Origin of the sequence: Solirubrobacter phytolaccae (genome assembly GCF_027587195.1) — a bacterium.
Lineage (GTDB): Bacteria > Actinomycetota > Thermoleophilia > Solirubrobacterales > Solirubrobacteraceae > Solirubrobacter > Solirubrobacter phytolaccae.
The window spans coordinates 42,245-67,011 of record NZ_JAPDDP010000022.1 but is presented as its reverse complement, the minus strand read 5'-3'; the positions used below and the strand labels follow the sequence as shown (position 1 = coordinate 67,011).

General features: G+C 70.0%; 28 protein-coding genes. 8 read left to right on the top strand and 20 right to left on the bottom strand.

Annotation, left to right across the window (positions count from 1 at the left end):
- Positions 1-57: 57 nt before the first annotated feature.
- From atpC to OJ997_RS14395, 9 genes are read right to left on the bottom strand one after another with little or no spacing between them, the layout of a single operon-like run.
- Entirely contained in the window at positions 58-471 is a 414-nt protein-coding gene (gene atpC / locus OJ997_RS14435) for an ATP synthase F1 subunit epsilon (RefSeq protein ID WP_270025821.1), read from the bottom strand.
- Complete coding sequence (atpD, locus tag OJ997_RS14430) at positions 471-1,886, bottom strand: F0F1 ATP synthase subunit beta (protein WP_270025820.1); 1,416 nt, start codon at positions 1,884-1,886, stop codon at positions 471-473. Before atpD ends, atpC begins: the two co-directional genes overlap by 1 nt.
- A gap of 12 nt (positions 1,887-1,898) precedes the next feature.
- Complete coding sequence (gene atpG / locus OJ997_RS14425; RefSeq protein WP_270025819.1) at positions 1,899-2,828, bottom strand: ATP synthase F1 subunit gamma; 930 nt, start codon at positions 2,826-2,828, stop codon at positions 1,899-1,901.
- 9 nt (positions 2,829-2,837) lie between these two features.
- Entirely contained in the window at positions 2,838-4,445 is a 1,608-nt protein-coding gene (gene atpA / locus OJ997_RS14420) for a F0F1 ATP synthase subunit alpha (RefSeq protein ID WP_270025818.1), read from the bottom strand.
- Positions 4,446-4,466: 21 nt separating this feature from the next.
- A complete protein-coding gene (gene atpH, locus OJ997_RS14415; protein ID WP_270025817.1) occupies positions 4,467-4,997 on the bottom strand; it encodes an ATP synthase F1 subunit delta in 531 nt (176 codons plus the stop codon).
- A gap of 2 nt (positions 4,998-4,999) precedes the next feature.
- Positions 5,000-5,557 (bottom strand): F0F1 ATP synthase subunit B, encoded by a 558-nt coding sequence (atpF, locus tag OJ997_RS14410; protein WP_270025816.1) that lies wholly within the window; start codon positions 5,555-5,557, stop codon positions 5,000-5,002.
- A 7-nt stretch (positions 5,558-5,564) separates the two neighbouring features.
- Entirely contained in the window at positions 5,565-5,840 is a 276-nt protein-coding gene (atpE, locus tag OJ997_RS14405) for an ATP synthase F0 subunit C (protein ID WP_270025815.1), read from the bottom strand.
- A 12-nt stretch (positions 5,841-5,852) separates the two neighbouring features.
- A complete protein-coding gene (gene atpB / locus OJ997_RS14400; RefSeq protein WP_270025814.1) occupies positions 5,853-6,737 on the bottom strand; it encodes a F0F1 ATP synthase subunit A in 885 nt (294 codons plus the stop codon).
- Entirely contained in the window at positions 6,734-7,075 is a 342-nt protein-coding gene (locus OJ997_RS14395; RefSeq protein WP_270025813.1) for a hypothetical protein, read from the bottom strand. Before OJ997_RS14395 ends, atpB begins: the two co-directional genes overlap by 4 nt.
- Positions 7,076-7,388: 313 nt before the next feature.
- Between OJ997_RS14395 and OJ997_RS14390 the strand changes: the two genes are divergently transcribed.
- Complete coding sequence (locus OJ997_RS14390; RefSeq protein ID WP_270025812.1) at positions 7,389-7,820, top strand: OsmC family protein; 432 nt, start codon at positions 7,389-7,391, stop codon at positions 7,818-7,820.
- Here the strand turns inward: OJ997_RS14390 and OJ997_RS14385 are convergent.
- The 3 genes from OJ997_RS14385 to OJ997_RS14375 all read right to left on the bottom strand — a co-directional run bounded on the left by OJ997_RS14385 (position 7,817) and on the right by OJ997_RS14375 (position 10,512).
- Positions 7,817-8,428 (bottom strand): type 1 periplasmic-binding domain-containing protein, encoded by a 612-nt coding sequence (locus OJ997_RS14385; protein WP_270025811.1) that lies wholly within the window; start codon positions 8,426-8,428, stop codon positions 7,817-7,819. The two genes, OJ997_RS14390 and OJ997_RS14385, sit on opposite strands and share 4 nt — an antisense overlap.
- Positions 8,425-8,793 (bottom strand): cupin domain-containing protein, encoded by a 369-nt coding sequence (locus OJ997_RS14380; protein WP_270025810.1) that lies wholly within the window; start codon positions 8,791-8,793, stop codon positions 8,425-8,427. The genes OJ997_RS14385 and OJ997_RS14380 overlap by 4 nt, the downstream gene beginning before the upstream one ends.
- A gap of 561 nt (positions 8,794-9,354) precedes the next feature.
- Positions 9,355-10,512 carry an MraY family glycosyltransferase gene (locus OJ997_RS14375; protein ID WP_270025809.1) on the bottom strand — a complete coding sequence of 386 codons (1,158 nt, stop codon included), beginning with the start codon at positions 10,510-10,512 and terminating at the stop codon, positions 9,355-9,357.
- A gap of 222 nt (positions 10,513-10,734) precedes the next feature.
- Between OJ997_RS14375 and OJ997_RS14370 the strand changes: the two genes are divergently transcribed.
- The 5 genes from OJ997_RS14370 to OJ997_RS14350 all read left to right on the top strand — a co-directional run bounded on the left by OJ997_RS14370 (position 10,735) and on the right by OJ997_RS14350 (position 15,531).
- Positions 10,735-10,950 carry a hypothetical protein gene (locus OJ997_RS14370; protein ID WP_270025808.1) on the top strand — a complete coding sequence of 72 codons (216 nt, stop codon included), beginning with the start codon at positions 10,735-10,737 and terminating at the stop codon, positions 10,948-10,950.
- Positions 10,950-11,843 (top strand): serine/threonine-protein kinase, encoded by an 894-nt coding sequence (locus OJ997_RS14365; protein WP_270025807.1) that lies wholly within the window; start codon positions 10,950-10,952, stop codon positions 11,841-11,843. Before OJ997_RS14370 ends, OJ997_RS14365 begins: the two co-directional genes overlap by 1 nt.
- A 123-nt stretch (positions 11,844-11,966) precedes the next feature.
- Complete coding sequence (locus tag OJ997_RS14360; RefSeq protein WP_270025806.1) at positions 11,967-13,112, top strand: hypothetical protein; 1,146 nt, start codon at positions 11,967-11,969, stop codon at positions 13,110-13,112.
- A 109-nt stretch (positions 13,113-13,221) separates the two neighbouring features.
- Positions 13,222-14,337 carry a hypothetical protein gene (locus OJ997_RS14355; protein WP_270025805.1) on the top strand — a complete coding sequence of 372 codons (1,116 nt, stop codon included), beginning with the start codon at positions 13,222-13,224 and terminating at the stop codon, positions 14,335-14,337.
- Between the two features lie 81 nt (positions 14,338-14,418).
- Complete coding sequence (locus OJ997_RS14350) at positions 14,419-15,531, top strand: hypothetical protein (RefSeq protein ID WP_270025804.1); 1,113 nt, start codon at positions 14,419-14,421, stop codon at positions 15,529-15,531.
- On the opposite strand, the gene OJ997_RS14345 is transcribed toward OJ997_RS14350, so the two are convergent.
- Positions 15,528-17,489 (bottom strand): hybrid sensor histidine kinase/response regulator, encoded by a 1,962-nt coding sequence (locus OJ997_RS14345; RefSeq protein WP_270025803.1) that lies wholly within the window; start codon positions 17,487-17,489, stop codon positions 15,528-15,530. The genes OJ997_RS14350 and OJ997_RS14345 overlap by 4 nt on opposite strands.
- A 15-nt stretch (positions 17,490-17,504) precedes the next feature.
- Positions 17,505-18,788, bottom strand: coding sequence for a serine hydroxymethyltransferase (gene glyA / locus OJ997_RS14340; protein ID WP_270025802.1), 1,284 nt, complete (start codon positions 18,786-18,788; stop codon positions 17,505-17,507).
- 54 nt (positions 18,789-18,842) lie between these two features.
- Between glyA and OJ997_RS14335 the strand changes: the two genes are divergently transcribed.
- Entirely contained in the window at positions 18,843-19,370 is a 528-nt protein-coding gene (locus OJ997_RS14335; protein WP_270025801.1) for an RNA polymerase sigma factor, read from the top strand.
- A gap of 5 nt (positions 19,371-19,375) precedes the next feature.
- Positions 19,376-20,272 (top strand): hypothetical protein, encoded by an 897-nt coding sequence (locus OJ997_RS14330; protein ID WP_270025800.1) that lies wholly within the window; start codon positions 19,376-19,378, stop codon positions 20,270-20,272.
- On the opposite strand, the gene OJ997_RS14325 is transcribed toward OJ997_RS14330, so the two are convergent.
- The 6 genes from OJ997_RS14325 to rpmE form a co-directional block, all read right to left on the bottom strand.
- On the bottom strand, positions 20,253-20,999 hold the full coding sequence (locus OJ997_RS14325; RefSeq protein ID WP_270025799.1) for a hypothetical protein: 747 nt from the start codon (positions 20,997-20,999) through the stop codon (positions 20,253-20,255). The two genes, OJ997_RS14330 and OJ997_RS14325, sit on opposite strands and share 20 nt — an antisense overlap.
- Before the next feature lie 104 nt (positions 21,000-21,103).
- Positions 21,104-21,652 (bottom strand): L-threonylcarbamoyladenylate synthase, encoded by a 549-nt coding sequence (locus OJ997_RS14320; protein ID WP_270025798.1) that lies wholly within the window; start codon positions 21,650-21,652, stop codon positions 21,104-21,106.
- The gene (gene prmC, locus OJ997_RS14315; RefSeq protein ID WP_270025797.1) at positions 21,652-22,473 is read right to left on the bottom strand and encodes a peptide chain release factor N(5)-glutamine methyltransferase; all 822 of its coding nucleotides are present in this window, start codon (positions 22,471-22,473) and stop codon (positions 21,652-21,654) included. Before prmC ends, OJ997_RS14320 begins: the two co-directional genes overlap by 1 nt.
- A complete protein-coding gene (prfA, locus tag OJ997_RS14310; RefSeq protein WP_270025796.1) occupies positions 22,470-23,519 on the bottom strand; it encodes a peptide chain release factor 1 in 1,050 nt (349 codons plus the stop codon). Before prfA ends, prmC begins: the two co-directional genes overlap by 4 nt.
- Before the next feature lie 13 nt (positions 23,520-23,532).
- Entirely contained in the window at positions 23,533-24,465 is a 933-nt protein-coding gene (locus OJ997_RS14305) for a DUF1385 domain-containing protein (protein WP_270025795.1), read from the bottom strand.
- 50 nt (positions 24,466-24,515) lie between these two features.
- On the bottom strand, positions 24,516-24,737 hold the full coding sequence (rpmE, locus tag OJ997_RS14300) for a 50S ribosomal protein L31 (RefSeq protein WP_270025794.1): 222 nt from the start codon (positions 24,735-24,737) through the stop codon (positions 24,516-24,518).
- Positions 24,738-24,767 lie beyond the last annotated feature (30 nt).

Sequence of the window (24,767 nt, the reverse complement as noted above, 5' to 3'; positions counted from 1 at the left end):
TAAACGCGGAGAGCCCGCACAAGGCGGGCTCTCGGCACAACATCTATCGGACTGAAGCTACGCGTTGTCCGCCAGCTTGAGGAAGGCCTCGTAGCGGCGCTTGTCGCGCTCCGCGGCGCGGCGCTCCTCCGTGCCTTCCTCGGCCGAGGCGAGCTCGTCCTCGGCGCGCTTGAGGCGCTCCTGCAGGTCGGACGCGTTGAGCTTGTCCACCGAGAAGACCTCGTCCACGAGCACGAGCGCGCGGTCGCCGGTCATCTGGAGGAAGCCCTCGCCCTGCGCGAAGCGGATGACCTCGGAGTCCGACTTGTAGAGCCGGAGCTCGGTCGGGTTGAGCATCGCCAGCAGCGGCTGGTGGTTGGCGAGGATGCCGATGGACCCCACGCTGGTGCGCGTGGAGACCATCTCGACCTCGTCGTTGAAGACCTCGCCTTCCGGGGTGAGGACCTCGACCTTGAAAGGCGTGCGGGCCACTAGCGGTCCTTCTTGGCCGCCTCGACGACGTCCTCGATCTTGCCCTTGAGCAGGAACGCGGACTCGGGGAGGTCGTCGTGGTCGCCGTTGAGGATCTCGCGGAAGGAGCGCACGGTGTCGGCGATCGGCACGTAGGCACCCGGGGTGCCCGTGAACTGCTCGGCGACGTGGAACGGCTGGGACAGGAAGCGCTCGATCTTGCGGGCGCGCTGCACCAGGACGCGGTCCTCGTCGGAGAGCTCGTCGATGCCGAGGATCGCGATGATGTCCTGCAGCTCGCGGTAGCGCTGGAGGACGTTCTTGACCTCGTTGGCGACCGTGTAGTGCTCCTCGCCGACGATGTCGGGCTTGAGGATGGTCGACGTCGAGTCCAGCGGGTCCACGGCCGGGTAGATGCCCTTCTCGGCGATGCCGCGCGAGAGCACGGTGGTCGCGTTGAGGTGGGCGAACACGGACGCGGGCGCCGGGTCGGTGAGGTCGTCGGCCGGCACGTAGATGGCCTGCACCGAGGTGACCGAGCCCTTACGCGTCGACGTGATCCGCTCCTGCAGCTGCCCCATCTCCGACTCGAGGGTCGGCTGGTAGCCCACCTGCGACGGCATGCGGCCCAGAAGCGCGGACACCTCGGAGCCGGCCTGCACGAACCGGAAGATGTTGTCGATGAACAGCAGCACGTCCTGGCCGTGCTCGTCGCGGAAGTACTCGGCCATGGTGAGGCCGGTCAGCGCGACGCGCATGCGGGCTCCGGGAGGCTCGTTCATCTGGCCGAACACGAGCATCGTCTTGTCGATGACGCCCGACTCGGTCATCTCGAGCCACAGGTCGTTGCCCTCGCGGGAGCGCTCGCCCACGCCGCAGAACGCGGACAGGCCGCCGTGCTCCTTGGCGAGGTTGTGGATGAGCTCCTGGATGAGCACCGTCTTGCCCACGCCGGCGCCGCCGAACAGGCCGACCTTGCCGCCCTGCGCGTACGGGGCGAGCAGGTCCACGACCTTGATGCCCGTCTCGAACATCTCGGTGGTCGGGGTGAGCTCCTCCACGGTCGGAGCGGGACGGTGGATCGGCCAGCGCTCCTTGACCTGGATCGCCTCGCCCTCGTCGATCGGGTCGCCGAGGAGGTTGAAGATGCGGCCGAGCGTCACGTCGCCGACCGGCACCGTGATCGGGCCGCCGGTGTCGACGACCTCCATGCCACGGGCCAGGCCGTCGGTGGAGTCCATGGCCACGGCGCGGACACGGTCGTCACCGAGGTGCTGCTGCACCTCGCACACGAGCGTCTCGCCCTTGCTCGTCTGGATGGTGATCGCGGAGTAGATCCCGGGCAGCTCGTCCGGGAAGACGGCCTCGATAACCACGCCCTGGATCTCCTCGATCCGGCCGACGTTGGTCTTCTGCGTATCAGCGGTCGCAGCCATAAATGAGTCTCCTTAGACCAGCGACTCGGCGCCGGCGACAACTTCCATGATTTCCTGCGTGATCGCGGCCTGGCGCTCGCGGTTGAACTCCAGGGTGAGGTCCTTGATGATGTCGCCCGCGTTCTCGGAGGCGTTGCGCATGGCGGTCATGCGCGCGCCGTGCTCGGACGCGGTCGACTCCAGCAGCGCGCGGAAGATCGAGATCTCCACGTAGGCCGGGATCAGACGCTCGAGGATCTCCTCGGGGTCGGGCTCGTACTCGACCAGCGCGGTGTGCTCGTGGTCGTGGTCGAGCGCCTCGTCCTCCGCCGCACGCTCACCGAGCGAGTCGACGGCACCGTCGTCGCCCATGATCGTCGCGTGCTGCAGCGGCAGCAGCGTCTCCCGCGTGACCTCCTGGGTCAGCGCGGACACGTAGCGGTTGTAGATGATCTCCACGCGGTCGACCTCGCCGTCCACGTACGCGGACACGAGCTCGGCCGCGATCTCACGCGCGTTGGCGTAGGACGGGCGGTCCGTGAAGCCGGTGTACGCGCCCTTGGCCTCACGGCCGCGGAACGCCAGCGACGACACGCCGCGGCGGCCGGACGCGTACCAGACCGTGCTCTTGCCGGCCGTCTCGTACTCGTTGCCCGCGCGCATGCCCGCTCGCACGATCTGCGAGTTGAACGCGCCCGCCAGGCCGCGATCGCCCGTGACGATGAGGATCGCGACCTTGTCCTCCGAGTCGTGCTCGTTGAGGATCGGCAGGTTCGGGACGTTCCCGGCCGCCTGCGCCGCCTGACGGGTCATCCGTCGGATGGCACCCGCGTACGGTCGCAGCGACTCGATGCGCTGCTCGGCGCGGCGCAGACGCGCCGCGGCGACCATCTCCATCGCACGCGTGATCTTCTGGATGTTCTTGACCGACGCGATGCGGCTCTTGACGTCCTTGAGCGCCATGGCTGCGGGTTACGCCTCCGCCCCGACCGGCTGCTCGTCCTTGGACTTGCGGCCCTCTTCGGCGCGCAGCGCGTCCTCCTCGGAGAGCGGCTGGCCCTCCTCGTCGAGGTCGTAGCCGAAGTCGCCGACGAACGTCTCGATCGACGAGCGCAGCGCCTCCTGGGTCTCCTTCGACCAGTCGCCGTCGCGGATCGCCTTCAGCGTCTCGGCGGCGTCGGCGTGCAGGCGCTCGACGAGACCCTCGTGGAACTCGCCCACGCGGTCGGCGTTGATGCGGTCCACGAAGCCGTTGGTGGCGGCGTAGATGACCGCGACCTGGTCCTCGACCGCGAGCGGCGAGCGCTCGTTCTGGTTGAGCGTCTTGACCAGGCGCTCACCGCGGGCCAGCGTGCGCTGCGTGTCCGGGTCCAGGTCGGAGCCGAACTGCGCGAACGCCTCGAGGTCGCGGAACTGCGAGAGCTCGATCTTCAGGCGGCCGGCGACCTTCTTCATGGGGCTGATCTGCGCGTTGCCGCCCACGCGGGACACCGAGATGCCCACGTTGATGGCCGGGCGCACGCCCGAGTTGAAGAGGTTCGGCTCGAGGAAGATCTGACCGTCGGTGATCGAGATCACGTTGGTCGGGATGTACGCGGACACGTCGCCGGCCTGCGTCTCGATGATCGGCAGCGCCGTCATCGAACCGCCGCCGAGCGAGTCGTTGAGCTTGACCGCGCGCTCGAGCAGGCGGCTGTGCAGGTAGAAGACGTCGCCCGGGTAGGCCTCGCGACCCGGCGGGCGGCGGAGGAGCAGCGACATCTGGCGGTAGGCGTACGCGTGCTTGGTGAGGTCGTCGTAGACCACCAGCGCGTGCTTGCCGTTGTAGAGGAAGAACTCGGCCATGGCGCAACCCGCGTAGGGCGCCATGAACTTGATCGGCGCGGCCTCGTCGGCCGGGGCGGCGACGATGATCGTGTTGTCGAGCGCGCCCGCGTCCTCGAGGGTCTTCGCGAGACCCACGATCGTGGACATGCGCTGGCCGATCGCCACGTACACCGACACGACGCCGGTGTCCTTGTTGTTGATGATCGTGTCGATCGCGATCGCGGTCTTGCCGGTCTGGCGGTCGCCGATGATCAGCTCGCGCTGGCCGCGGCCGATCGGGATCATGCCGTCGACGGCCTTGATGCCCGTCTGCATCGGCTCGGTGACCGGCTGACGCTGGACGACGCCCGGGGCCTTGAACTCGGCCGCGCGGAACTCGTCCGTCGCGATCGGGCCCTTGCCGTCGAGCGGCGCGCCGAGCGGGGAGACGATGCGGCCGAGCATCGCTTCGCCGACCGGGATCTCCAGCAGGCGGTTGGTGCGCTTGACCGTGTCGCCCTCGACGATCTTCTCCCACGGGCCGAAGAGCACGGCACCGACGTTGTCGGACTCGAGGTTGAGGGCGAGACCGACCACGTCGTGCGGAAGCTCGAGCATCTCGAACGACATGCAGTTCTCGAGCCCGTGGATGCGGGCGATGCCGTCACCGACCGAAAGGACGGTGCCGACCTCGGTCAGGTCGGCCTGGCCGGCCTCAAGGCCTTCGATGCGGGACTTGAGGATGGAAGTGATCTCGTCGGGCTTGATTTGCACGCTTGGCTCCTTAGCGCCGGGTCAGGCCCGAGCGACCTGCTTGCGAAGTTGTTCGAGGCGGTTGCGGATCGAGGCGTCGAGAATCGAGTTGCCGACGCGCACCACGATGCCGCCGAGGATTTCCGGCTCCACCGAGGCGGACAGATCGATCTTCTGACCGGTCTGCTGGGCGATCCGATCACCGATCTGGTTCACGGTGGCCTGATCGAGCTCGACCGCGGAGGTGACCTGCACGGGCAGGCGCTTGTTCTCCTGCCGCCACAGCCGGTCCAGCTCGCGCCGGACACGGAAGATGGCCGGCGTGCGGTGGTTCTCGATCAGGAGCTTCAGGAAGTTGACGACGATCGGGTCGGCGTCGGTGACCGCGCGGTCCAGCCCGTCCGACTTCTCGGCCGTGGAAAAGTACGGCGAGAAGAAGAACGTCTGCAGCTCGCGGGAATCGTTGAGCGCGTCAGCGAACGCGCCGAGCTGGTCACGCACGGTGTCGAGCTTGGACTGCTCCTGCGCGACTTCGAACAGCGAGCGTGCGTAGACCGCGGCGATCTCTTCCATCGCTAACGGCGCTCCTCGTTGGCCAGGGCGGCGAAGTCCAGCTCGGCCAGCGCCTCGTCGACCAGACGCTTCTGGTCGGAGGAGTCAAGCGACTTGCGCGTGACCTTCTCGGTCGCGAGCACGGTGAGGTCGGCGACCTCACTGCGGATCTGCTGGATCGCACGGCGCGTCTCGGCCTCGATGTCGCGACGCGTCTGATCCATCATCTCTTCACGCTTGGTGCGCGCCTCGGCCTGGCTCTCCTGCTCGTGCGCGTCCGCGGTGCGGCGGGCACGGGCGACGATGTCGTCGGCCTGGCCACGGGCGTCCGACAGACGCTCGCGGTATTCGCGCAGAAGCTCGTCGGCTTCGCGCTTGGTCTTCTCGGCCGTGTCGATCGATTCCTCGATCATCCGCTGGCGCTTGTCGAGCGCCTCGGCGATCCGCGGGAACGCGACCTTCCAGAGGACGATGAGCGTGATGCCGAAGACGATCAGCGTCCAGAGCATCACCCCGATGACCGGGGAGACGAGGCCGCTGCCGCCCTCCTCGGCTTCTTCGGCTGCGAACAGGAGGTTCATCGCGCTCCTACAGGAAGAAGGCGATCAGGCCCGCCACGAGGCCGTAGAAGAAGCAGGCCTCGGTAAGGGCGAAGCCGAGCCACTGGATAGAAGTGATCTCGTCACGCATCTCGGGCTGGCGAGTAACGGACTCGATGACCTTGCCGAAGATGATGCCGATGCCGACGCCGGCGCCCACGGCGCCGAGGCCGCCGCCAACGCCGAGGGCGATCGCCTTACCAGCGTCGGCGCCGTCGTCCACGGCGGCGAAGATGAACGCCAGGATCGTGCTCAGGGTGGTCACGGGAAGAGCTCCTTAGTGGGACTCGGCGACGGCGCCGCCGATGTAGATCGCGGACAGGGTGGCGAAGATGAAGGCCTGCAGGGTGGCCACGAGGCCGACCTCGAACAGGTAGAGCGCGATGCCGATCGGCAGCAAGAAGACGCCGATGCCCGCAATGCCGAGCAGGATCGCCAGACCGCCGGCCATGAAGAGGATGATCAAGTGGCCCGCGAGCATGTTGGCGAACAGACGCACGGAGAGCGAGACGATCCGCATGATGTTCGAGAGCAGCTCGAGCACGAAGATGAAGCCCGCCATGGCGCCGGTGACGCCCGCCGGGATCAGGCTCTTGAGGTAGCCGCCGACACCCTTGGCGCGGATGCCCTCGAACGTGTACGAGAAGAACACGAGCAGCGACAGGACGAGCGGGACCGACACGTTCGCGGTGGCCGCGTAGATGCCGAAGGTCGGGATCTCGAGGCCGAGGACCGTGAAGTGGTGATGACCGGTCGGCAGCGGGATGAAGCCGATCAGGTTGTTGAACCAGATGAAGAGGAAGAGCGCCCCGATGAACGGGAACCACTTCGCGGCCATCTTGTCGTTCATGTTCCCGCGGGTGATGTTGTCCCGCATGACGCCATAGAGCACCTCGACGGCGGTCTGAATGCGGTTCGGCTTCGCCTCCATGCGCTTGGCGATGTAGACCATCGTCACGCACGTGAGGATCCCGGAGATGAGGAGGTACAGGACCGCCTTGTTGATGTCGAGCGGGCCGAGCTCGATCCAGGTCGGGAGCTCGAACTCCTCCTGCGGCACGAAGTCCTGACGACCGGCCGACCCGAAGAGGATGAACGCGAGGACGACCAGCAGCAGATACGCGCCGCCGGCTCCCAGCAGGATCTTCCGGGACTGGCTCATGAGCTTGGCTTGTTCCTCTCCGTCGGGCGAATGATCAGCGTGGTGGCGAGATAGACCGAGAACGCCACGAGCGCAAGGAGCGCCGCCATGAGACCGTCTTCCCGTTCTCCGGCGAGGCCGACCACGAGGATGGCGATGCCCATGACCCACGCGCGTCCCATCAGGACGCCGAAGCTGATGCCGACCTGCGCCTTCGGCGACCGCGACTTGCGCGCGGAGCGCTCGATGGCCGCCGCGACGAAGCGGCTGACGATCCAGACGCCGCCGGCGACGGCGTAGCCGAGCAGCGGGCCGCCCATCAGCACCACGAACGGCGCCGCGAGGACGATCAGCGCCACATCGAGGTAGCGAAGGAAGACCAGGGGGTCAGAATGGGACATTGTCGTAGAGCTCATGGCAGGCTGACGCGCCGCACCAGGCCATCCCCACGCGGACTCGCGTGGCAGGAGCACTGGCGAGCTCCCCGGCCGGTTCGGCGGGGGCCAATATAGCGGCTTCTCCGAGTTTGTAACAACTTTGTGACACCCGCCTCTAGCAGGAAAGCTTGAGGGGTGGGTGAACGCCGCGGCCGCGCTCCTCTCGCGCGACACCGCGGGAAGGCTAGCCGTATGGTGGCTGCGACGTAGTCCGACCCCCTTCAGGAGGAACACAATGCCGACACGTAGCGCGAAGGCCGACTGGCAGGGCGACTTCAAGCGGGGAGGCGGGTCCGTTTCGACGGAGACCGGGATCCTCGACGCCCAGTACAACTTCAGCGGCCGCTTCGAGAGCGGTTCCGGCACCAACCCGGAGGAGCTCCTGGCCGCGACGCACGCCTCGTGCTTCACGATGGCGCTGAGCGTCGGGCTCACGCAGGCGGGCACGCCGCCGGAGTCGCTCGCCACCGAGGCGCACGTCACCGTCGACCAGGTCGAAGGCGGCTTCGGAATCACCAAGATCGCGCTGTCGGTCACCGGCAAGGTGCCCGGCCTGGACGCCGACGGCTTCGCCGCGGCCGCTCAGGGCGCGAAGGAAGGCTGCCCGATCTCCAAGGCGCTGGCCGCCGTTCCGGAGATCACGCTCGAGACGAGCTTCGAGAGCTAGAGGTAGCTGTCGATCACGCGGGTGCGGTCGTTGCCGGCCGCGCCCGCGGTCTTGATCGCGGCGAGGGTCGCCGCCATCGCGCGGTAGCCGTTCTCGGCGTTCTGGTCCGGCGCGCGGTTGAAGGCCTGCTCGTAGCGGGCCGCGAAGTCGCCCGGCACCGTGCCCTCGAGCTGGCCGACCGTGGATTTCCCGGACGGCAGCTCGTCCGGGTTGTCGATCAGGCCCGGGTCGCCGCTCGGCGCGACCTGCAGGATGCCCGCGGCGTTGAACAGCGGCACGGTCACGCGCGTGGCGTCGGCGATCGTGGCGATGATCTGCGGGTCGTTGATGGCGCGCCGGGAGGTCTCGGCCTGCGCCTCCTCGTCGGTCCCGAGGTCCAGCGAGTTGAAGTTCACGGCGAAGTCGCCGGCCTTGCCGCCCGCGTCCGAGAGCGCCAACTTCTCGCCGTCGACGAACGAGCGGCTCACGCCGCCCGGGTCGTTCGTCAGGGAATAGACCGTGACGGTGCGGCCGATGACGTTGCCGCCGCCCGAGATCCCCTCGTCCTTCTCCTGCCCGCAGCCGGCCACGAGCGCCGTCGTGGCCGCGAGCAGCGCGAGGCGCTTCACTCGCCCTCCAGCAACACGGTGTCCTCGTGCGAGTACGCGGGCGAGCAGCAACACAGCAGCACGAGCGGCTCCGCGCCGGGATTCCACAGCTTGTGCTTGGTCCCCGGAGCGATCACGACCATGTCGCCGGCTTTGACGTCGGCCTCTTCATCGCCGAGACGCAGCCGGCCGGCCCCGCTCGTGAAGTAGTAGATCTCCTCGGAGACCCGGTGGAAGTGCTCGAACGTCTCGCCGCTCGGCGGGACCGTCGCCTCGGCGAGCGACTGGTTGACGGCGTTGCCGGACGGGACGCCGGCGAGCTCGCGGATGGAGGAGCCGTCGGCGGTGATGAACGACTCGCGATGTTCGAGGCGGGTGATCTCCACGGGGCACCGAGGGTATCGGCGCCCCGTGAAATCACGTTGTTAGATCACGCCTCAGATGACGGCGCGGCGGGCCATCTCACGGTCCAGGCGGGCTGCCAGACGGCCGGTCACGAAGGCCGCCCGGGCGCGCAAAGGCGCACTGGGCGGGCGTTCCGGTCGCTGCGGCTTGACCGCACGGATCCGGGCTCGGTCGGCGCGCTCTGCGGCGACGACGTGACCCAGGATGGCCTGATTGAGCGTATGCATTTGGTGGCTCCAGTTGATGTGAACGGAGCCGCCCGCACGCGGGGGCGCTGAAGACCTCGGGCTATAGGTGAGGAGGTCGCGGGCGGCAGATGGACTGCCCGCGACCAAGATCAATCTTGCGACGCGAGCAGGACGGAGACGTGACGGAACGCGTCTCCGAAGCCGGGCATGTAGGCCGGCTGCCTGAGGGAAATCGCGTACGTCGTCTTCACGGTCCTGCTCACCTCCTCACGGACGTAAGTCCGAGGGTTGATCTCGTCCTGAAGAAGGAAACCAGTCATCGCGAAATCGCGCAAGTGCGGTTAGCCGCACAGTTCAGGTTCGAACCTGCCCGAACTCTCCGGTTTCGAGCTCGTGGTCGACGGCCTCGTCGATGTCGTGCTCGGACGTGTCGGGATCGGAGCGGCGCAGCTGCCATTCCCGCAGCCGCCGCAGCTTGATGATCTCGAGCACCCAGATCAGGTACAGGCTCACCGCCACGCACAGCAGCAGCAGCGCGGCCATCAGCAGCGCCCAGCCGGTCAGCGTGCCGTCGCGCTCCGAATACGGGATGAACCGCAGTGCGACCGCGGTGCCGGCCATCAGGGACGTCCACGCGTACAGCCACAGGATCGAGCGCCGCGTGGACCACTTCATCCGGTAGAAGCGATGGTGGAAGTGGTTGGAGTCGCCGCGGTAGATCGGCCGCCGGTACTTCAGACGCTTGAGCACCACGAAGCCCGTGTCCAGCAGCGGCACGGCAAGCACCACGAGCGGGCCGACCAGCGCGATCAAGGCGTTGGTCTTGAGCGTGCCCTCGATGATCACCGCGCCGAGCAGCAGGCCGAGCAGGTTCGATCCGCAGTCGCCCATGAAGATCTTCGCCGGCGGGAAGTTCCACAGCAGGAAGCCGAGCGCGGCGCCGGCGGTGATCGCGGCGAGCGTGCCGGCGGTGCGGCGCTCCAGGTCGAAGGCGATGACCGCGAAGGCGAGCGCGGCGATCGCGCACACGCCCGCGGCGAGCCCGTCCGCGCCGTCGCTGAAGTTGACGATGTTCATCAGCAGCACGAGCGCGAAGACGCTGAGCGGGCCGCCGAAGTCGCCGAGCTCGACCCGGTGCAGGAACGGGAACGTGAACGCGTCCACCACCACGCCGGAGGCGACGAGCACGACCGCCGCGGCGATCTGCCCCGCGAACTTGACGACCGGCGGCAGGTCGAAGCGGTCGTCCAGCGCGCCGACGATCGTGATCAGCGCCGCCGCCGCAAGAATTCCTTCAGTCCGGTCGTTGTCCGGCAGGAACAGCAGGCCCGCCACGAGCGCGCCGCCGAAGATCGCGAGGCCACCCAGCAGCGGGGTCGCGTCCTTGGCGAGGCCGATGTCCTTCTGCGCGTCGATCGCGCCGATCCGCCGCGCAAAGCGCGCTGCGAGGGGCGTGAGGATGGCCGCCACGGCGAAGGCGACCAGCGCGGCGAGGACGGCCTTGGTGACCATGGTTGCGGCCACAGGATCGCAGGGCGCCCCGACAACCTCACGTCGGCGCAACTCTCGCCCTGCGGGCTCGCGTTGCGCTTGGGGTATCGCCCAGGGGGCGATTCCCCCGGTCTCGGGGCCGTCAAAGGGTGTTGACATCCCGTAAAGCGGGATTGTGGAGCGGCGGCTGCGGGCATGACTCGCCGCGACACCGGCTGCCCCGCCGCGGTCGCCCGAGTTCCCATGCCCCAGCCGCTTGCCCACGCCTTCCTGGCCCTGGCCGACGACCCCGAGCCGGTCGACCAGCGCACCCTTCCGCGCGTCTTCGCGGCGGCGGTCGCGACGGTCGTGCTCGCCGTCGGCGCGCCGCTCGGCTTCCTCGTCGTGAACCCGGCCGACCACGCGATCGGCCCGCTCGCGGGCTCCAAGTTCACGCTCACGCTCGACGACGGCGACTGATGGACACCACGGTCGCCTACACGCCTCCCTGGGAAGTGGAGAAGCCGCGTGAGCGACCCACTTGGGGCCTCGCGGAGGGCGACGAGATCGCTCCGGGCCGGACCGTGCTGCGCCGGATCGGCGGCGGGCGCCGGTACGAGGCGCTGCTGGTCTGGGACGAGCACCGGCTCGCCGTGCTCGTGGCCAAGGTGCTGCGGCCCGACCAGGCGCGCAGCCCGGTCGCGCTCCACGATCTCGGCCGCGAGGCGGAGCTGCTCGAGCGCCTCGCGCACCCGGTGGTCGTGCGCGGGTTCGGGTCCGTCGTCGACGGACCTTTCCCCCACCTCGTCCTCGAGCACCTGGATGGCCCGACGCTCGATGAGCTGCTCGCCCAGGGCGGTCCGCTCGCGATCGAGCAGCTGCTGCCGCTCGGCCTGCACGTCGCCAGCGCGCTGCACTACCTCGCGAACGAGGGCATCGTGCACCTCGACGTCAAGCCGAGCAACATCGTCATGGGCGGCCCGCCGCGGCTCATCGACCTCAGCGTCGCGCGTGAGCTCGCCGAGGCGGCGGCGCTGCGTAGCCCGATCGGCACCGACGCCTTCATGGCCCCCGAGCAGTGCGCGCCGGACGGCCGCCTCGGCCCGCCCGCGGACGTCTTCGGCCTGGCCGCGACGCTCTACACCGGGTTGACCGGCGCCCGCCCCTTCCCGCCGTGCGAGGACCGCTGGCCGCAGCTCACCACGCAGGCCGGCCCGCTCCCCCGCCGCACCCCGCCGGCCCTGGCCGAGATCGTGACGGCGGGCCTGGCGCCGGATCCGAGCGCGCGTCCCAGCGCCCGCGACTTCGCCGTGGCCCTCGAACCGCTCGTCGCGGCCCTCCCCCGCCGGATGACGCTCGGCCGCCGCGGCTAGCCTCAACCGATCTCTCGCCCGTCCTCACGCACCGCGCTCGCCGCCGGCACGCTCCTCGGCGCCATCACGCTCGTCCTGCTGCACGAATGGCGCGGGCTCGAGTACTGGAACTACAGCGAGGGCGTGTACGCGCTGACGTCGAAGCTGTGGCTCGACGGCGCGGACCTGTACGGGCACGTCGTCGTCGCGCAGCCGCCGTGGCAGTTCTTCTACGGCGCCGGTGCCCTCGCGCTCGACGACTCGATGACGTGGCTGCGACTCGCGGTCGGGCTCGCGCAGCTCGGCGGGGGCGTGCTCGGCGCCGTCGCAGTCAAGCGCCTCACGGACAACCCGTGGGCGATCGCAGCAGCGCCCGCCCTCACGCTCCTCACGCCCTGGGCGGTGCGTGAGCACGGCGCGCTCACGCCGGAGCTGCTCGCGCCGCCCGTGCTGCTGGGCGCGGCGCTGCTCGCGTCCAAGCCCAAGACGGCGCTGGCGGCGGGTGCGCTCGCATCCGTCGCGGTGTTCCTGAAGTGGCCGTACGCGCTGCCGGTGCTGGCACTCGTGCTCTTCTCCGCGGCGCCGAAGCGGGTGTTCGTCGGTGCCGTGGTCGCCGGCGTCGTGCAGGCGGTCGTGTTCACCGCGATCTTTGGCTGGGGCCTGTGGGACGACACCGTGATCGCCCAGATGGCGTCCGAGCGGCGCGGCTTCGACGTCCTGCGCGGCGTCTGGGGCCAGGCGTTCTGGAGCCTGATCGGGCTCACCGCGCTCGCCTTCTTTGCCTGGCGTCACCGCGAGAAGGCGCAGGACCGCGCGCTGCTGAAGGTGCTGCTCGCGCTCGCGGTCGGCATGCTCGCCACCCTGGCGTCGAACACCAAGGACGGCACGGGCCTGAACATCCTCGTGCCGATCGAGACCGCGCTCGTGCCGCTCGCGCTCGCCGGCGCCGTGTTCTCTGGCCGCCGGCTCGTCCCCGCGCTCCTGCTCGCCTTCACGCTCGCGCAGTCGCTCTCGCTGATCATCACCCCGCGCAGCGCGACGCCGTTCATCTACCCCACCTCAGAGCGCGGCGCCTGGGGCATCGCGGGTGACGAGCGGGCCGTCGAGCGCGCGATCGAGCAGGCCGCTGCGTGCCCGCCCGGCGTCGTCTACTCGGGCGCGCCGTACCTGGCGTTCCTCACCGACCGCCCGATGCCCGACGGCCAGCCCGACCAGTTCCTCCCGCTGCACTCACCGCACCTGAAGGACGTCGGCGCGGCGATCAACGCCGCCCAGCCCCGCTGCCCCTAGAAACCTAAAGAGGGACTGTCCCTCTTTAAGGTTCTGGCGGCGCGGCGACAGGCCCCGTACGGCCAGCCGCACCACCTCGCGTTGCGCTCCCTGAGAGCGTGAGCGCATCATGAGAGTTCCAGCGCGCCGGGAATCCGAAGTGGCCGCGCAGCGCCGCCGCGAGCCACCGCCGCCGCATCCGCTCCTCGCCCTCCAGCAGAGCGCCGGCAACCAGGCCGTCGTCCGTCACCTCGCCCGCTTCGCCGAGCCCGAGCTGGACACGGAGCAGGTCATGGAGCGGCTCGCGTACGGCCGTCAGACGCTGTTCGCCGCGATGCGCAGCGCCAAGGATGAGAAGGAGCGGCGCCTGCGCACGATGGCGCTGCGCGCGTTCGACGCGCCGTGGCTCGCGCGGCTCCGCGCGGCCGGCACGGACAAGCAGCATCCCGACCCCGACGTGCAGGACATGGTCCTCGCAGCGCTCCAGCTCGAGGCGATCAGCACCGCCGAGGGCGTGCTCCGCGACCCCGAGGACGCGGCGCGGATCACCAAAGACTCCGTCGGGATGCGCGACGACCACCTCCCGCCGAAGGAGAAGTACGACTGGTGCGGCTTCTTCGCGGTCGACAAGTTCATGGAGTCCGACCTCGACCGCGAGCTCAAGGCCGGCTACTTCCACGTCGCGAACGTCTACGCGTACTTCACCTACGTGTACGGCAAGCGCGTGCCGCAGTGGATCTACGCCGACGACGCCTGGCACGAGACGCGCGAGTACCACAAGCTCCGCGGTGCCGAGCGCCGGTGGCTGACCGCCGAGGACATGGAGTGCCAGGAGGAGCTGGACATCCGCCCGGGCGACCTCGCGCTCGTCGACCACTCGTGGGGCGGCCGCGGCGACCACATCGTGATGGTCCACTCCTTCAACCCGCAGACCCGCGTCCTGCACACGATCGGCGGCAACGACTCCGGGCTGCAGGTGGACACCCGCAAGGGCGAACATGCGCCCGCGAACGAGAAGGAGGGCCGGCTCGAGGACGCCACGGGCACGCCGCTGCGCACCTACCGCAAGGGTGACGACCGCGTCGGCATGCGCGAGTACGACCTCGCCCACCAGCCGGACGTCACCGAGCGCACGCGCGACTACACGAAGATCCGGATCGCCGCGATCGGCCGCCCCTCGATCGTCGACTTCGAGAACCACCGCTACTCGGGGGAGGAGTTCCCACCCGCGACGGCGCCCCGCTGAACATAAAGCGGGACTGTCCCTCTTTAAGTTCGGGGTGGGCTCCCGATTGTCGGATCAGGGCGCCGGTGGGACGGTGGCGAGGTGCGCGAATACGCCCCCACGAGCCCCGAGCACCCGTCGCGGCGACGCCAGGCGCCGGACCTCCCGACGCACGCGCTGCTCGCGCTCCAGCGCACGGCGGGCAACCAGGCGGTCGCCCGCTACCTCGCGCGGCGCGAGGCCACGCCGACCGACGAGGTGCCACTCACGGCGCGGCACCGGACGGCGATGGAGGAGCTCGCGCGGACCCGCCTGAAGCTCTTCCTCCAGATGCAGGCCGCGCCCGACGAGGCCGAGCGGCGCACGCGGACGATCGCCCTGCGCGCCCACGACGCGCCGTACCTGGCCGACATCCGCAGGTTCGCGCCGTCGCCGCAGCAGCGGTTCGCGCACGAGGATCCGGTCGTCCAGGACGCGGTGCTCGCCGCCATCCAGCTCGAGGCCGTCGCCGACGCCGAGGGGGACCTCGCGAGCCCCAAGGACGCCCACAAGCAGGCCTACGAGGCGGCGGGCATGGCGCCCGAGCACCAGTGGTGCGGCTTCTTCGCGCTCGAGAAGTACCTGACCTCGAACTTCGACCAAGAGCTGCGCGCCGGCCTCTTCCACACCAACGACATCCAGCGCTTCTTCACGTACACCTACACGTTCGGGAAGGGCGCGCGGTCGCTGAAGTGGATCTACGCCGACGGCGAGTGGCAGGACGTCCGCGCCTACCACGCCAAGCGCGGCTCGCTCCGGCAGTGGATCTCGTCCGACCAGATCAACGGCCGCTCGTCGCTCGACATCCGCCCCGGGGACATCGTCACGGTCGACCACTCCGGGACGGCCGAAGCGGACCACATCATGATGGTCCACTCCTTCCACGCGGCCACCAACACGCTGTTCACGATCGGCGGCAACGACGGCGGCTACATGGTCGACACCAAGCCGGCGGCCAAGCGCGCCGACGATCCCAAGCGCGACCAGCTTGAAGCCGCGAGCGGCCAGTCGCTCAAGCCCGGCGGCGGCGGGAAGGTCGCGATGAACTCCTACGACCTCGACGACCAGGGCCGGATCCGGCTGCGGATCGCGGGCGTGGGCCGGATGTCGATCTCCGACTTCGAGGATCACCGCTACGACAGCACCAGCGAGAAGCACCCGCCTAAGACGGCCTAGGCGCCGTCCAGCACCTCACGCACCTTCGTCGTCAGCGCACGCTCGGTGAACGGCTTCTCGATGAACGCCGCCCGCTCCGACAGCACGCCCTGGCGCTGCACCGCCGCGTCGGAGTAGCCGGACATGAACAGGATGCGGACCGCCGGCGCCGCCGTGGAGATCCGCTCGGCCAGGGAAGGGCCGCTCACGTCGGGCATCACCACATCGGTCAGCAGCAGGTCGACGCCGAGCTCCACGCACGCGCGCTCGGCCTCGTAGGCGTCCTGCACCGTGAGCACCTTGTAGCCGTTGTGCTCGAGCAGCAGCCGGACGAGGTCGCGGACGTTCGTGTCGTCCTCGACCACGAGCACGGTTTCGGTGCCGCCGACGGGGTCGGACTCCACGACCACCTCGGCGGGACGGGCCGCGGGGCGCTCCGCCGCCGGCAGGTAGATCTTGAAAGACGTGCCGCTGCCGCGCTCGCTGTAGACGTAGATCCCGCCGCCGCTCTGCTTGACGACGCCGAACACCGTCGCCAGCCCGAGCCCGGTCCCCTCGCCGCCCTGCTTGGTGGTGAAGAACGGCTCGAACAGGTGCGCGCGGACCTCCTCGTCCATGCCCACGCCCGTGTCGGACACGGCGAGCAGCACGTGCGGGCCGTTCAGGTCGTCCTCGCCGTAGTGCTCGAGCTCGATGTTGGCGGTCTCGATCGTGAGCGCGCCGCCGTCGGGCATCGCGTCACGCGCGTTGGCGGCGAGGTTGACGATCACGCGCTCGATCTGCGCGCGGTCGGCCTTGACCGGCGCGAGGTCGGCGGCGAGGTGCGTCGCGACGCTCACGTCGTCGCCGATGATGCGGTGCAGCATCGACTCCATCCCGGCCACGATCTCGTTGAGGTCGAGCACGGTCGGGTGCAGCACCTGCCGGCGGCTGAACGCGAGCAGCTGGCGCGTGAGCCCGGCGGCCTGGCGCGCGGCGCGGGCGATCTCCTCGATCTCCTCCCCTTTGTCGCGAGCGCGCAGGATCTCCGCGTAGCCGGAGATGACGGTCAGCAGGTTGTTGAAGTCGTGCGCGACGCCGCCCGCGAGGCGCCCGATCGCCTCCATCTTCTCGGCGTCCGCGAGCCGCCGCTCGAGCCGCTTGCGCTCGCTCACGTCGTGCGCGACGACGAGCGCGGCGCGCCGCCCCTCGAAGTCGATCCGCCCGGACGTGATCTCCACGTCGATCAGCGAGCCGTCCGCGCGGCGGTGGCGCCAGGTCGCGGAGTTGCGGGACCCCGGACCGCCCTGGCTGGCGACGTCCGCGAGCAGCTTCGGGACGTCCTCGGGCGGCCGGATGTCCTTGATCGACATCGCCAGGAACTGCTCACGCGCGTAGCCGTAGTGCTCGACGGCGGCGTCGTTGACGGCGAGGAAGGCGAGCGTGTCCGCGTCGTAGACCCACATCGGGGTCGGCGACGCCTCGAACAGCATCTGGGTGCGGGCGCGGGTGCGGTCGGACTCGATCGCCGCGGCGGTGCGGCGGCCGATCTCCGTCATCAGCTCGAGCTCGGCGTTGCCGTAGTGGCGCTCGGTCGCGAGCAGCGAGAGCGTCCCGATCGCGCGGTTGCCGGTGCTCAGCGGCACGCACATGGCGGACTTCAGGCCGAGCTCGCGCATCACCGCCAGCGCCGCCCAGTTCCCACGCGCCGCAGCGAACAGCGCGTCCTCGGTCACCTCGCGCACGAGCTCGGGCTCGCCCGTGCGCATCACGATCGCGGGCCCGTGTGGCGCGTCCGGCGGCAGCGGCGGGAACGCCTTCGGGAGCGCGACCCGCCGTTCGAGCTCGCCGTGCTCACCTTCGAGGTCGATCGCGCACCAGCCCGCGAAGGCCGGCACGAGCAGGTCCGCGACGCGTTCGAGCGTCTCCTGGCGCGGCAGGCCCGACCCGAGGATCGCCCCCACCCGCGCCAGCAGCGTCAGCTGTGCCGCGGCTCCCATCGGAGCAAGTGTGGACTAAACGGCGGTAGGGGCGCCCAGTTGGGCGTAGAGCGGGAACTTGTCGGCGATCGCGGTGACGCGCTCGGTCAGCTCGGCCTTCGCGGACTCGAAGTCGGGCTGCAGCGCGCGGGCGATCAGCTTGCCGACCTCGACGAAGTCCTCCTGCTGGAGGCCGCGCGTGGCCAACGCCGGCGTGCCGACGCGCAGGCCGCTGGTGACCATCGGCGGGCGCGGGTCGAACGGCACCGCGTTGCGGTTGACGGTGATGCCGATGCTGTGCAGCCGGTCCTCGGCCTGCTGGCCGTCGAGCTCGGAGTCGCGCAGGTCCACGAGCACGAGGTGCACGTCGGTGCCGCCCGTGAGGACGTCGCTGCCGGCCTCCAGCAGCTCGGCCGCCACGGCCTGAGCGCCGGCGACGGTGCGCTCCTGGCGCTCCTTGAAGAGGTCGGTCGCGGCGATCTTGAAGGCGACGGCCTTGGCGGCGATCGCGTGCTCGAGCGGGCCGCCCTGCTGGCCCGGGAAGACCGCGGAGTTGATCTTCTTCGCGTACTCCTCGCGGGAGAGGATGAGGCCGGAGCGCGGGCCGCCAAGGGTCTTGTGGACGGTCGTGGTGACGACGTCGGCGTACGGCACCGGGTTCGGGTGCACGCCCGCGGCGACGAGGCCGGCGAAGTGCGCCATGTCCACCATCAGGAGCGCGCCGACCTCGTCGGCGATCTCGCGGAAGCGCGGGAAGTCCAGCACGCGCGGGTAGGCCGACCAGCCGGCGAGCAGCAGCTTGGGGCGGTGCTCCTTGGCGAGCCGCTCGACCTCGTCCATGTCGATCCGGTGGTCGGTCGGCGAGACCTCGTACGGGACGATGTCGTACAGCCGGCCGGACACGTTGAGCTTCATGCCGTGGCTGAGGTGACCGCCGTGTGGGAGGCTCAGGCCCATGATCCGGTCTCCCGGCTGCAGCAGCGCGTGGTAGACGGCCGTGTTGGCCTGCGCGCCCGCGTGCGGCTGGACGTTCGCGTGCTCGGCGCCGAACAGCGACTTCGCGCGGTCGATCGCGAGCTGCTCGATGATGTCGACGAACTCGCAGCCGCCGTAGTAGCGCTTGCCCGGGTAGCCCTCGGCGTACTTGTTGGTCAGGACGGAGCCCTGACACTCGAGCACGGCCTGGGGCACGAAGTTCTCTGAAGCGATCATCTCCAGCGTGCGCTGCTGGCGCTCCAGCTCATGGCCGATGGCCTCGGCGACCTCGGGGTCGACTTCGGCGAGCGGCCGATCGAAGTAGTCGGGCTGCAGGGCGGTCATGACAATTGACGGTAGCGCGTCACAAAGACGATCCCGGACGCCAGTAAGGCAGTGGTGGACGACGACGAGCTCCTGTCCCGCAGCGTGCGGGATCCCTCGGCCTTCGGGCTGTTCTACGAGCGCCACGAGCGGCTCGTGCTCGGCTATTTCGTGCGCCGGGTCCACGATCCGGAGCTCGCGGCCGACCTCGCCGCGGAGACGTTCGCCGCGGCGATGCTCGCGGCGCGCCGGTTCCGCGGCAACGGCGCGCCCGCCTCGGCGTGGCTGCTCGGCATTGCGCGGCACGTGCTGCTCGGGTCGCTGCGCAAGGCCCGCGTGGAGGACAAGGCGCGCCGGCGGCTCGGCATGGAGCCGATCGCGCTCGACGACGAGCTGCTCGACCGGATCGGGCGGATCGACATCGAGACGCTGCTCGCCCGCCTCGGACCCGACCAGGCCGCGGCGGTTCGCGCGCGGGTGCTCGACGACGAGGACTACGGCGTGATTGCCGCGCGCCTGCGCTGCTCGGAGAGCGTCGTCCGCCAACGGGTGAGCCGCGGCCTGGCGACCTTGCGAAAGCTGTACGAGGAGGAAGTCTCGTGACCGAGATGCCGGCCCTTCGAGACGCGTTGGTGCGCGCGGGTGAGCGGCGCCGTCGGCGCCGTCGCACGGTCGGCGCGGCCGTGCCGACGTTCGCCATCGCGGCCGCGGCGGTCGTGTTCGTGCTCGCACAGCCTTCGTCGCCCGAGCGTGACCTCACGCCCGCGAGCACACCGCTCGCGCGCACGTTCTCGGTGTTCGCGCGCCCGCAGACGTATCTGGACCGCACGCTGCCCGAGACGATGGCGTCGGCGATGACCGAGGGCAACCTGGACCCGGCGCTCACGCGGAGGGTCAGCGGCGCCTACGTGCTCGCGACCACCACCGGCTCCGTGTGCATCACGCAGCGCGACGGGGACCAGATCACCGGCAGCTGCGCACCCGCCGAGCTGGTCGTCGCCGGCGCACGGGTCGCGGCGCGGACCGCCGAGTCCCTGACGCTGCTGGTCCCGGACGGCGTGCGCGACATCCGCCTCGACTACCGGGACACCGCGCAGATGGTGTCCGCGATGGCGCAGGACAACGTGATCGCCGCCGTGAATCCCGACAAGCTGGCGTACCTGTCGTGGACGGACGCCGACGACGTCCGCCGCATCCAGCAGTACGGCAAGCGGCAGCGCTGGGCCGGCGGCAGGCGGTGCGTCGGCGTGTTCCCGTTCGACGCGCTGCCCGCCGACGCCGCGGCACTCGCGCGCCGCCAGGCGCTGCTCGACGCCGTCCAGATCGAGCCGACGGCCGCGTCGGCCCGGGTGCTGAGCGTCGAGGTCGCGCCGAGAACGCAATGCTCGAGGGACGTCTCCCAGCGCCTGGTCAAGGTCAAGATGGAGTTCGACGCGCGGCCGCAGACGGTGCTCGTCGGCTGGACCAAGGGCAATGCGCAGACGTTCAAGCCCCCGGCACGGTGAGCGTGACCGTCTTGCCGACGCGCAACCGGTTGCCGTTGAGGCGCAGCCGCACCAGGTCGTTCCCGCGCAGCCTCGGGACTTCGAAGCGGCGCACGCGCTGGGTGACGGTGTCGAGCGCCTGCACCCACGACGCGTCGCCCTGGTTGAGGGTGTAGGCCCAGCGGCCGTCGGTGGCACGGGCGGTCGGCAGGCCGGAGGCGGGCGCCGAGATCGCTTCCGGCGCGCCGGGGTTCCCGCGGTCGAAGACGACCACCTCCGAGCGGCTCGGGTCCCGCGACGGTGCGGTGTAGCGCTGCAGGTAGACGTAGCGGCCGTGCGGCGAGATCGCGGTGACGCTGTACCAGCCGGGGAACGAGAACCGCTCGATCCGGTGGAAGCGGGTCGGGTTCATGATCAGGAGCCTCGTCCGGCGGATCGGGAACGTGCGCGGAATCTCGGTAAGCACGAGCACCCGGCCATCCGCGGACAGCCCGGTCATCGAGCCGTCGTAGCCGACCTGCGGCACGCCGTAGCGGCCGGAGAAGTGGCGCCAGCGGTCGATCTCGCCGCTCCAGCGCTGCACGGCGGCGACGAGCGTGCCGCGCTCGGTCGGGAGCGTCACGTAGGTGTACACGCGGCCCGGCGCGCTCGCGCCTTGGCCGCCCCAGTTGGCGCTCATGCCGCCGCCGGACGCATGTGCCACGGCCGGCACGAGCAACGCCGCGGCGAGCGGGAGTGTGAGGCGCATGCCCCGACTACGCGCACCGCCGCCGGGGAGGTCCGAAAGTTAAACGTCCTGGACGTTTATTGACGCCGCAACCACATCCGCGGGGACGGCGTCGCAGGCCGAACCTAAAGGCCCTGGGTCTTTATTGACGCGGCAACCACATCCGCGGGGACGGCGCCCTGGCGCAGAATCGACCAGTCGCCCGTCGCTTCGTACGCGCGCAGGTCGATCACGGTGGAAGGCGTGCCGGGGAGCTCGCCGCCGTCGAGCACGAGGTCGGCCGCCGCGCGGATCTCCGCCGGGACGTCCTCGAGCCGCCGCGCGTCCGGGCCGCCGGAGAAGTTCGCCGAGGACTGCATGATCGGCCGGCCGACCGGCGCGAGGAACGGCACGCGCACGCCGAGTCCGCCGGGCAGGATCAGCGTCACGCCGCCGGGAAGCAGCCGGGTGACGGCCGCGTCGGTGCGCTCGCCCACCTTCGGCACCGACTCCACGTCGAAGTACATCGTCGCCGACGGCTTGTCGGGCGCACGCCCCTTGAGCGCGTAGAGCCGCGCGATCGCGTCCGCGTTGTCGGGGTCGCACGCGAGCCCGTACACGGTGTCGGCGGGGAAGACGGCGACGCCGCCCGCGGCAACGCACGCGCCGAGCGCGGCCGCGTCGTCGGGCGACATCACGCCGCGGCCTCGCGGCGCGCCACCGCGACGCGTTCGATGCCCGCGAGGTCCCGGACCCGTGACACGTCGTCGAAGTCGGCCTCGCGCAGCAGCGCCTCGATCGCGTCGGCCTGGCCCAGGCCGTGCTCGAGCGCGAGGAACGGCACCGGCGCGGCCACGAGCCGGCGAATCACGTCGAGGCCGTCCTCGCCGGCGAACAGCGCGCCGTGCGGCTCGAACATGCCGACGTCGGGCATCAGCCGGGAACCGGTCTCCACGTACGGCGGGTTCGACACCACCGCGTCCGCCTCGAGCCCGGCCCACAGGTCCCCCGCGACGAACGTGACGTCCAGCCCGAGCCGCAGCGCGTTGTGGCGCGCGACGTCGAGCGCGTCCTCGGACACGTCCGTCGCGACCACGTCCAGGTCCGGCCGCTCGTGCTTCAACGCCAGCGCGATCGCGCCCGAGCCGGTTCCCACATCCACGACCCGCGCCCCCGACGGCAACGACAACGCCGCCTCGACCACGAACTCGGTCTCCGGCCGCGGGATCAGCACGCGCCGGTCCACCGCCAGCTCGATGTGGCGGAAGCCCTTGCGGCCCGTGATGTAGGCGACTGGCTCGCGCTCGCGGCGCCGGCGCACGGAGTCCATGAACACGCGCGCGGCCGGCCCCGCCACGTCCCGCCGCGAGTCGGTGATCAGCTCGAGGCGCGAGATGCCCAAAGCCGCCGCGAGCAGCACCTCCGCGTCGAGCCGCGGCGTGTCGCAGCCCGCCGCGGTCAGCGGGATCGTCGCGGAGTCGAGCGCGTCGCGGACCGGAGTGCCCGCGCGGGTCACCCGACCGCTTGCTCTTCGAGCCGCCGGCGCTTCTCGGCGTCCTGCAGCGCGGCGCTGATGTCGTCCAGCTCGCCGGCCAGCACGGCCTCGAGGTTGTGGACGGTCAGGTTGATGCGGTGGTCGGTGATCCGGCGCTGCGGATAGTTGTAGGTGCGGATCTTCTCCGCGCGGTCGCCGGTGCCGACCTGCGACTTGCGCTCCGCCGACAGCGCGTCCTGCTGCTTCTGCAGCTCGGCCTCGTAGAGCTTCGCGCGCAGCAGCTTCATCGCCCGCTCGCGGTTCTGCAGCTGGGACTTCTCGTCCTGCATCGAGATCACGATCCCGGACGGCTTGTGCGTGATGCGCACGGCCGAGTCCGTCGTGTTCACCGACTGGCCGCCCGGCCCGGAGGAGCGGAAGACGTCGATCTGCAGGTCGTTCTGGTTGACCTCGACCTCGACGTCCTCGACCTCGGGCAGCACCGCGACCGTCGCCGTAGACGTGTGGATGCGCCCCTGCGACTCGGTCTCGGGCACGCGCTGCACGCGGTGCGTGCCGCCTTCGAACTTGAAGATCGAGTAGGCGCTGTCGCCCTTGATCTCGAACGTGTACGCGCCGTCGTCCGCGCTCATCGTCTCGAACTTGTAGCCCAGCCGGGCCGCGAACCGCTCGTACATGCGGAACAGGTCGCCGGCCCAGATGCCGGCCTCGTCGCCGCCCGCGCCGCCCCGGATCTCGACGATGACGTTCTTGTCGTCGTTGGGGTCCCGTTCGACCATGGCGAGCCGGAGCTCCTCCTCCAGGCGCTCGATCCGCGCCCGGGCGTCCTCCAGCTCGGCGCGCATGTCCGCGTCCTCGCCGCCCTCCTCGAGCATCTCCTTCGCGCCCTCGGCGTCCGACTGCGCCAGCCGCCACTCCCCCGCCAGCTTGTGCGCGGGCGCCAGGCGGTTGTACGCCCGTCCGGCCTCGGCGAAGCGCTCACGATCTCCGATCACGTCGGGGTCGGACATCGACGCCTCAGCTTCGGTGAAGCGCGCTTCGATTTGCTCGACGAGGGACTCGATCATCTCGAGTCCAAGTCTAGGCGGCTACTTCAACCCCCACGCGCGCCTCTTCCGAAGCGCTTCGAGGATCCTCGACCGCGAGCACCGCCTCCAGCGCCGTGATGGCGACGACGACCTGGTCGTCCTCGGGCTCACGCGTGGTCAGCTTCTGCAGCTGCATGCCCGGCCAGATGATCAGCTGGACCCACGCGCGGCCGCGGTTGCGCCCCGCGAACTTGATCAGCTCGAAGGAGACGCCGGCGACCAGCGGCACGCCGATCACGCGCGTCAGCAGCAGGATCCACCAGGCCGGAAGGCCGACCGGCGCGAAGACGAAGATCGCGACGACCATCACCACGAGCAGGAAGGACGTGCCGCAGCGGGGATGCAGGCGCCCGAAGCGCTGCACGTTCTCGACGGTCAGGTCCTGCCCGGCCTCGTAGCACGAGATCGTCTTGTGCTCGGCGCCGTGGTACTGGAAGAGCCGGAAGAGATCCTTCGCGCGCGCCAGCATCCAGATGTAGCCGAGGAAGATGACCGTGCGGACGACGCCCTCGACGAGCCAGAACAGCCACGCGGAGCCGAGCTGCTCCTTGATCAGGCTGGTCAGCAGCACCGGGACGGCGAAGAAGAGCCCCGTCGCCAGCGCCAGCGCGGCGACGATCGTGAACGCCCAAGTGCCCTTGCCGATCGGCGGGGCGTCCGGGTCTTCTTGCGCGTTGGCGCTGATCTCGAGCGCCTTGAAGCCGATCGACATCGACTGCGCGAGCGCGACGACGCCGCGGACGACCGGCCAGCGGAGCGCGCGAGAGCGCGTCACCCAGGACACGACCGGATGGGTCTCGACGGCGATCTCGCCGTCCTTGCCGCGGGTCGCCACCGACCAGGTGGAGACGCCGCGCATCATCACGCCCTCGAGGACGGCTTGACCGCCGACGGGGGCATCGCGCTGCTCCGGGCTGTTGCTCACACCTAGGTGATCGGCAGCCCGGAGCGCGCCTGAAGCGCCAAAGCGCTCCGCTAGCTCTTGTTACGCGCGGCGCCGGACTTGGCCAGCTTGCGCTGGAAGCGCTCGACGCGTCCACCCGTGTCGACAAGCTTCTGCTTGCCGGTGTAGAACGGATGGCAGTTGGAGCAGATCTCGACGCTGATGTCGCCCTTGGTGGAGCGAGTCACGAACTCGTTCCCACAGGTGCACCGAACGTTCGCGACTGCGTATTCGGGGTGGATCTCGGTCTTCATCGTTCTTCTTAGTGTAGGCCGGTGTTCAAG

What these genes read in the sequence shown, in the direction of transcription:
- atpG (WP_270025819.1), bottom strand. Translation starts at nt 2,828, where the DNA reads ATGGCGCTCAAGGACGTCAAGAGCCGCATCGCGTCGGTCAAGAACATC.
- OJ997_RS14365 (WP_270025807.1), top strand. Translation starts at nt 10,950, where the DNA reads ATGGACACCACGGTCGCCTACACGCCTCCCTGGGAAGTGGAGAAGCCG.
- atpH (WP_270025817.1), bottom strand. Translation starts at nt 4,997, where the DNA reads ATGGAAGAGATCGCCGCGGTCTACGCACGCTCGCTGTTCGAAGTCGCG.
- OJ997_RS14330 (WP_270025800.1), top strand. Translation starts at nt 19,376, where the DNA reads ATGCCGGCCCTTCGAGACGCGTTGGTGCGCGCGGGTGAGCGGCGCCGT.
- OJ997_RS14375 (WP_270025809.1), bottom strand. Translation starts at nt 10,512, where the DNA reads ATGGTCACCAAGGCCGTCCTCGCCGCGCTGGTCGCCTTCGCCGTGGCG.
- OJ997_RS14355 (WP_270025805.1), top strand. Translation starts at nt 13,222, where the DNA reads ATGAGAGTTCCAGCGCGCCGGGAATCCGAAGTGGCCGCGCAGCGCCGC.
- atpD (WP_270025820.1), bottom strand. Translation starts at nt 1,886, where the DNA reads ATGGCTGCGACCGCTGATACGCAGAAGACCAACGTCGGCCGGATCGAG.
- OJ997_RS14370 (WP_270025808.1), top strand. Translation starts at nt 10,735, where the DNA reads ATGCCCCAGCCGCTTGCCCACGCCTTCCTGGCCCTGGCCGACGACCCC.
- glyA (WP_270025802.1), bottom strand. Translation starts at nt 18,788, where the DNA reads ATGACCGCCCTGCAGCCCGACTACTTCGATCGGCCGCTCGCCGAAGTC.
- atpF (WP_270025816.1), bottom strand. Translation starts at nt 5,557, where the DNA reads ATGAACCTCCTGTTCGCAGCCGAAGAAGCCGAGGAGGGCGGCAGCGGC.
- atpB (WP_270025814.1), bottom strand. Translation starts at nt 6,737, where the DNA reads ATGAGCCAGTCCCGGAAGATCCTGCTGGGAGCCGGCGGCGCGTATCTG.
- OJ997_RS14325 (WP_270025799.1), bottom strand. Translation starts at nt 20,999, where the DNA reads ATGCGCCTCACACTCCCGCTCGCCGCGGCGTTGCTCGTGCCGGCCGTG.
- OJ997_RS14320 (WP_270025798.1), bottom strand. Translation starts at nt 21,652, where the DNA reads ATGTCGCCCGACGACGCGGCCGCGCTCGGCGCGTGCGTTGCCGCGGGC.
- OJ997_RS14390 (WP_270025812.1), top strand. Translation starts at nt 7,389, where the DNA reads ATGCCGACACGTAGCGCGAAGGCCGACTGGCAGGGCGACTTCAAGCGG.
- rpmE (WP_270025794.1), bottom strand. Translation starts at nt 24,737, where the DNA reads ATGAAGACCGAGATCCACCCCGAATACGCAGTCGCGAACGTTCGGTGC.
- prfA (WP_270025796.1), bottom strand. Translation starts at nt 23,519, where the DNA reads ATGATCGAGTCCCTCGTCGAGCAAATCGAAGCGCGCTTCACCGAAGCT.
- OJ997_RS14345 (WP_270025803.1), bottom strand. Translation starts at nt 17,489, where the DNA reads ATGGGAGCCGCGGCACAGCTGACGCTGCTGGCGCGGGTGGGGGCGATC.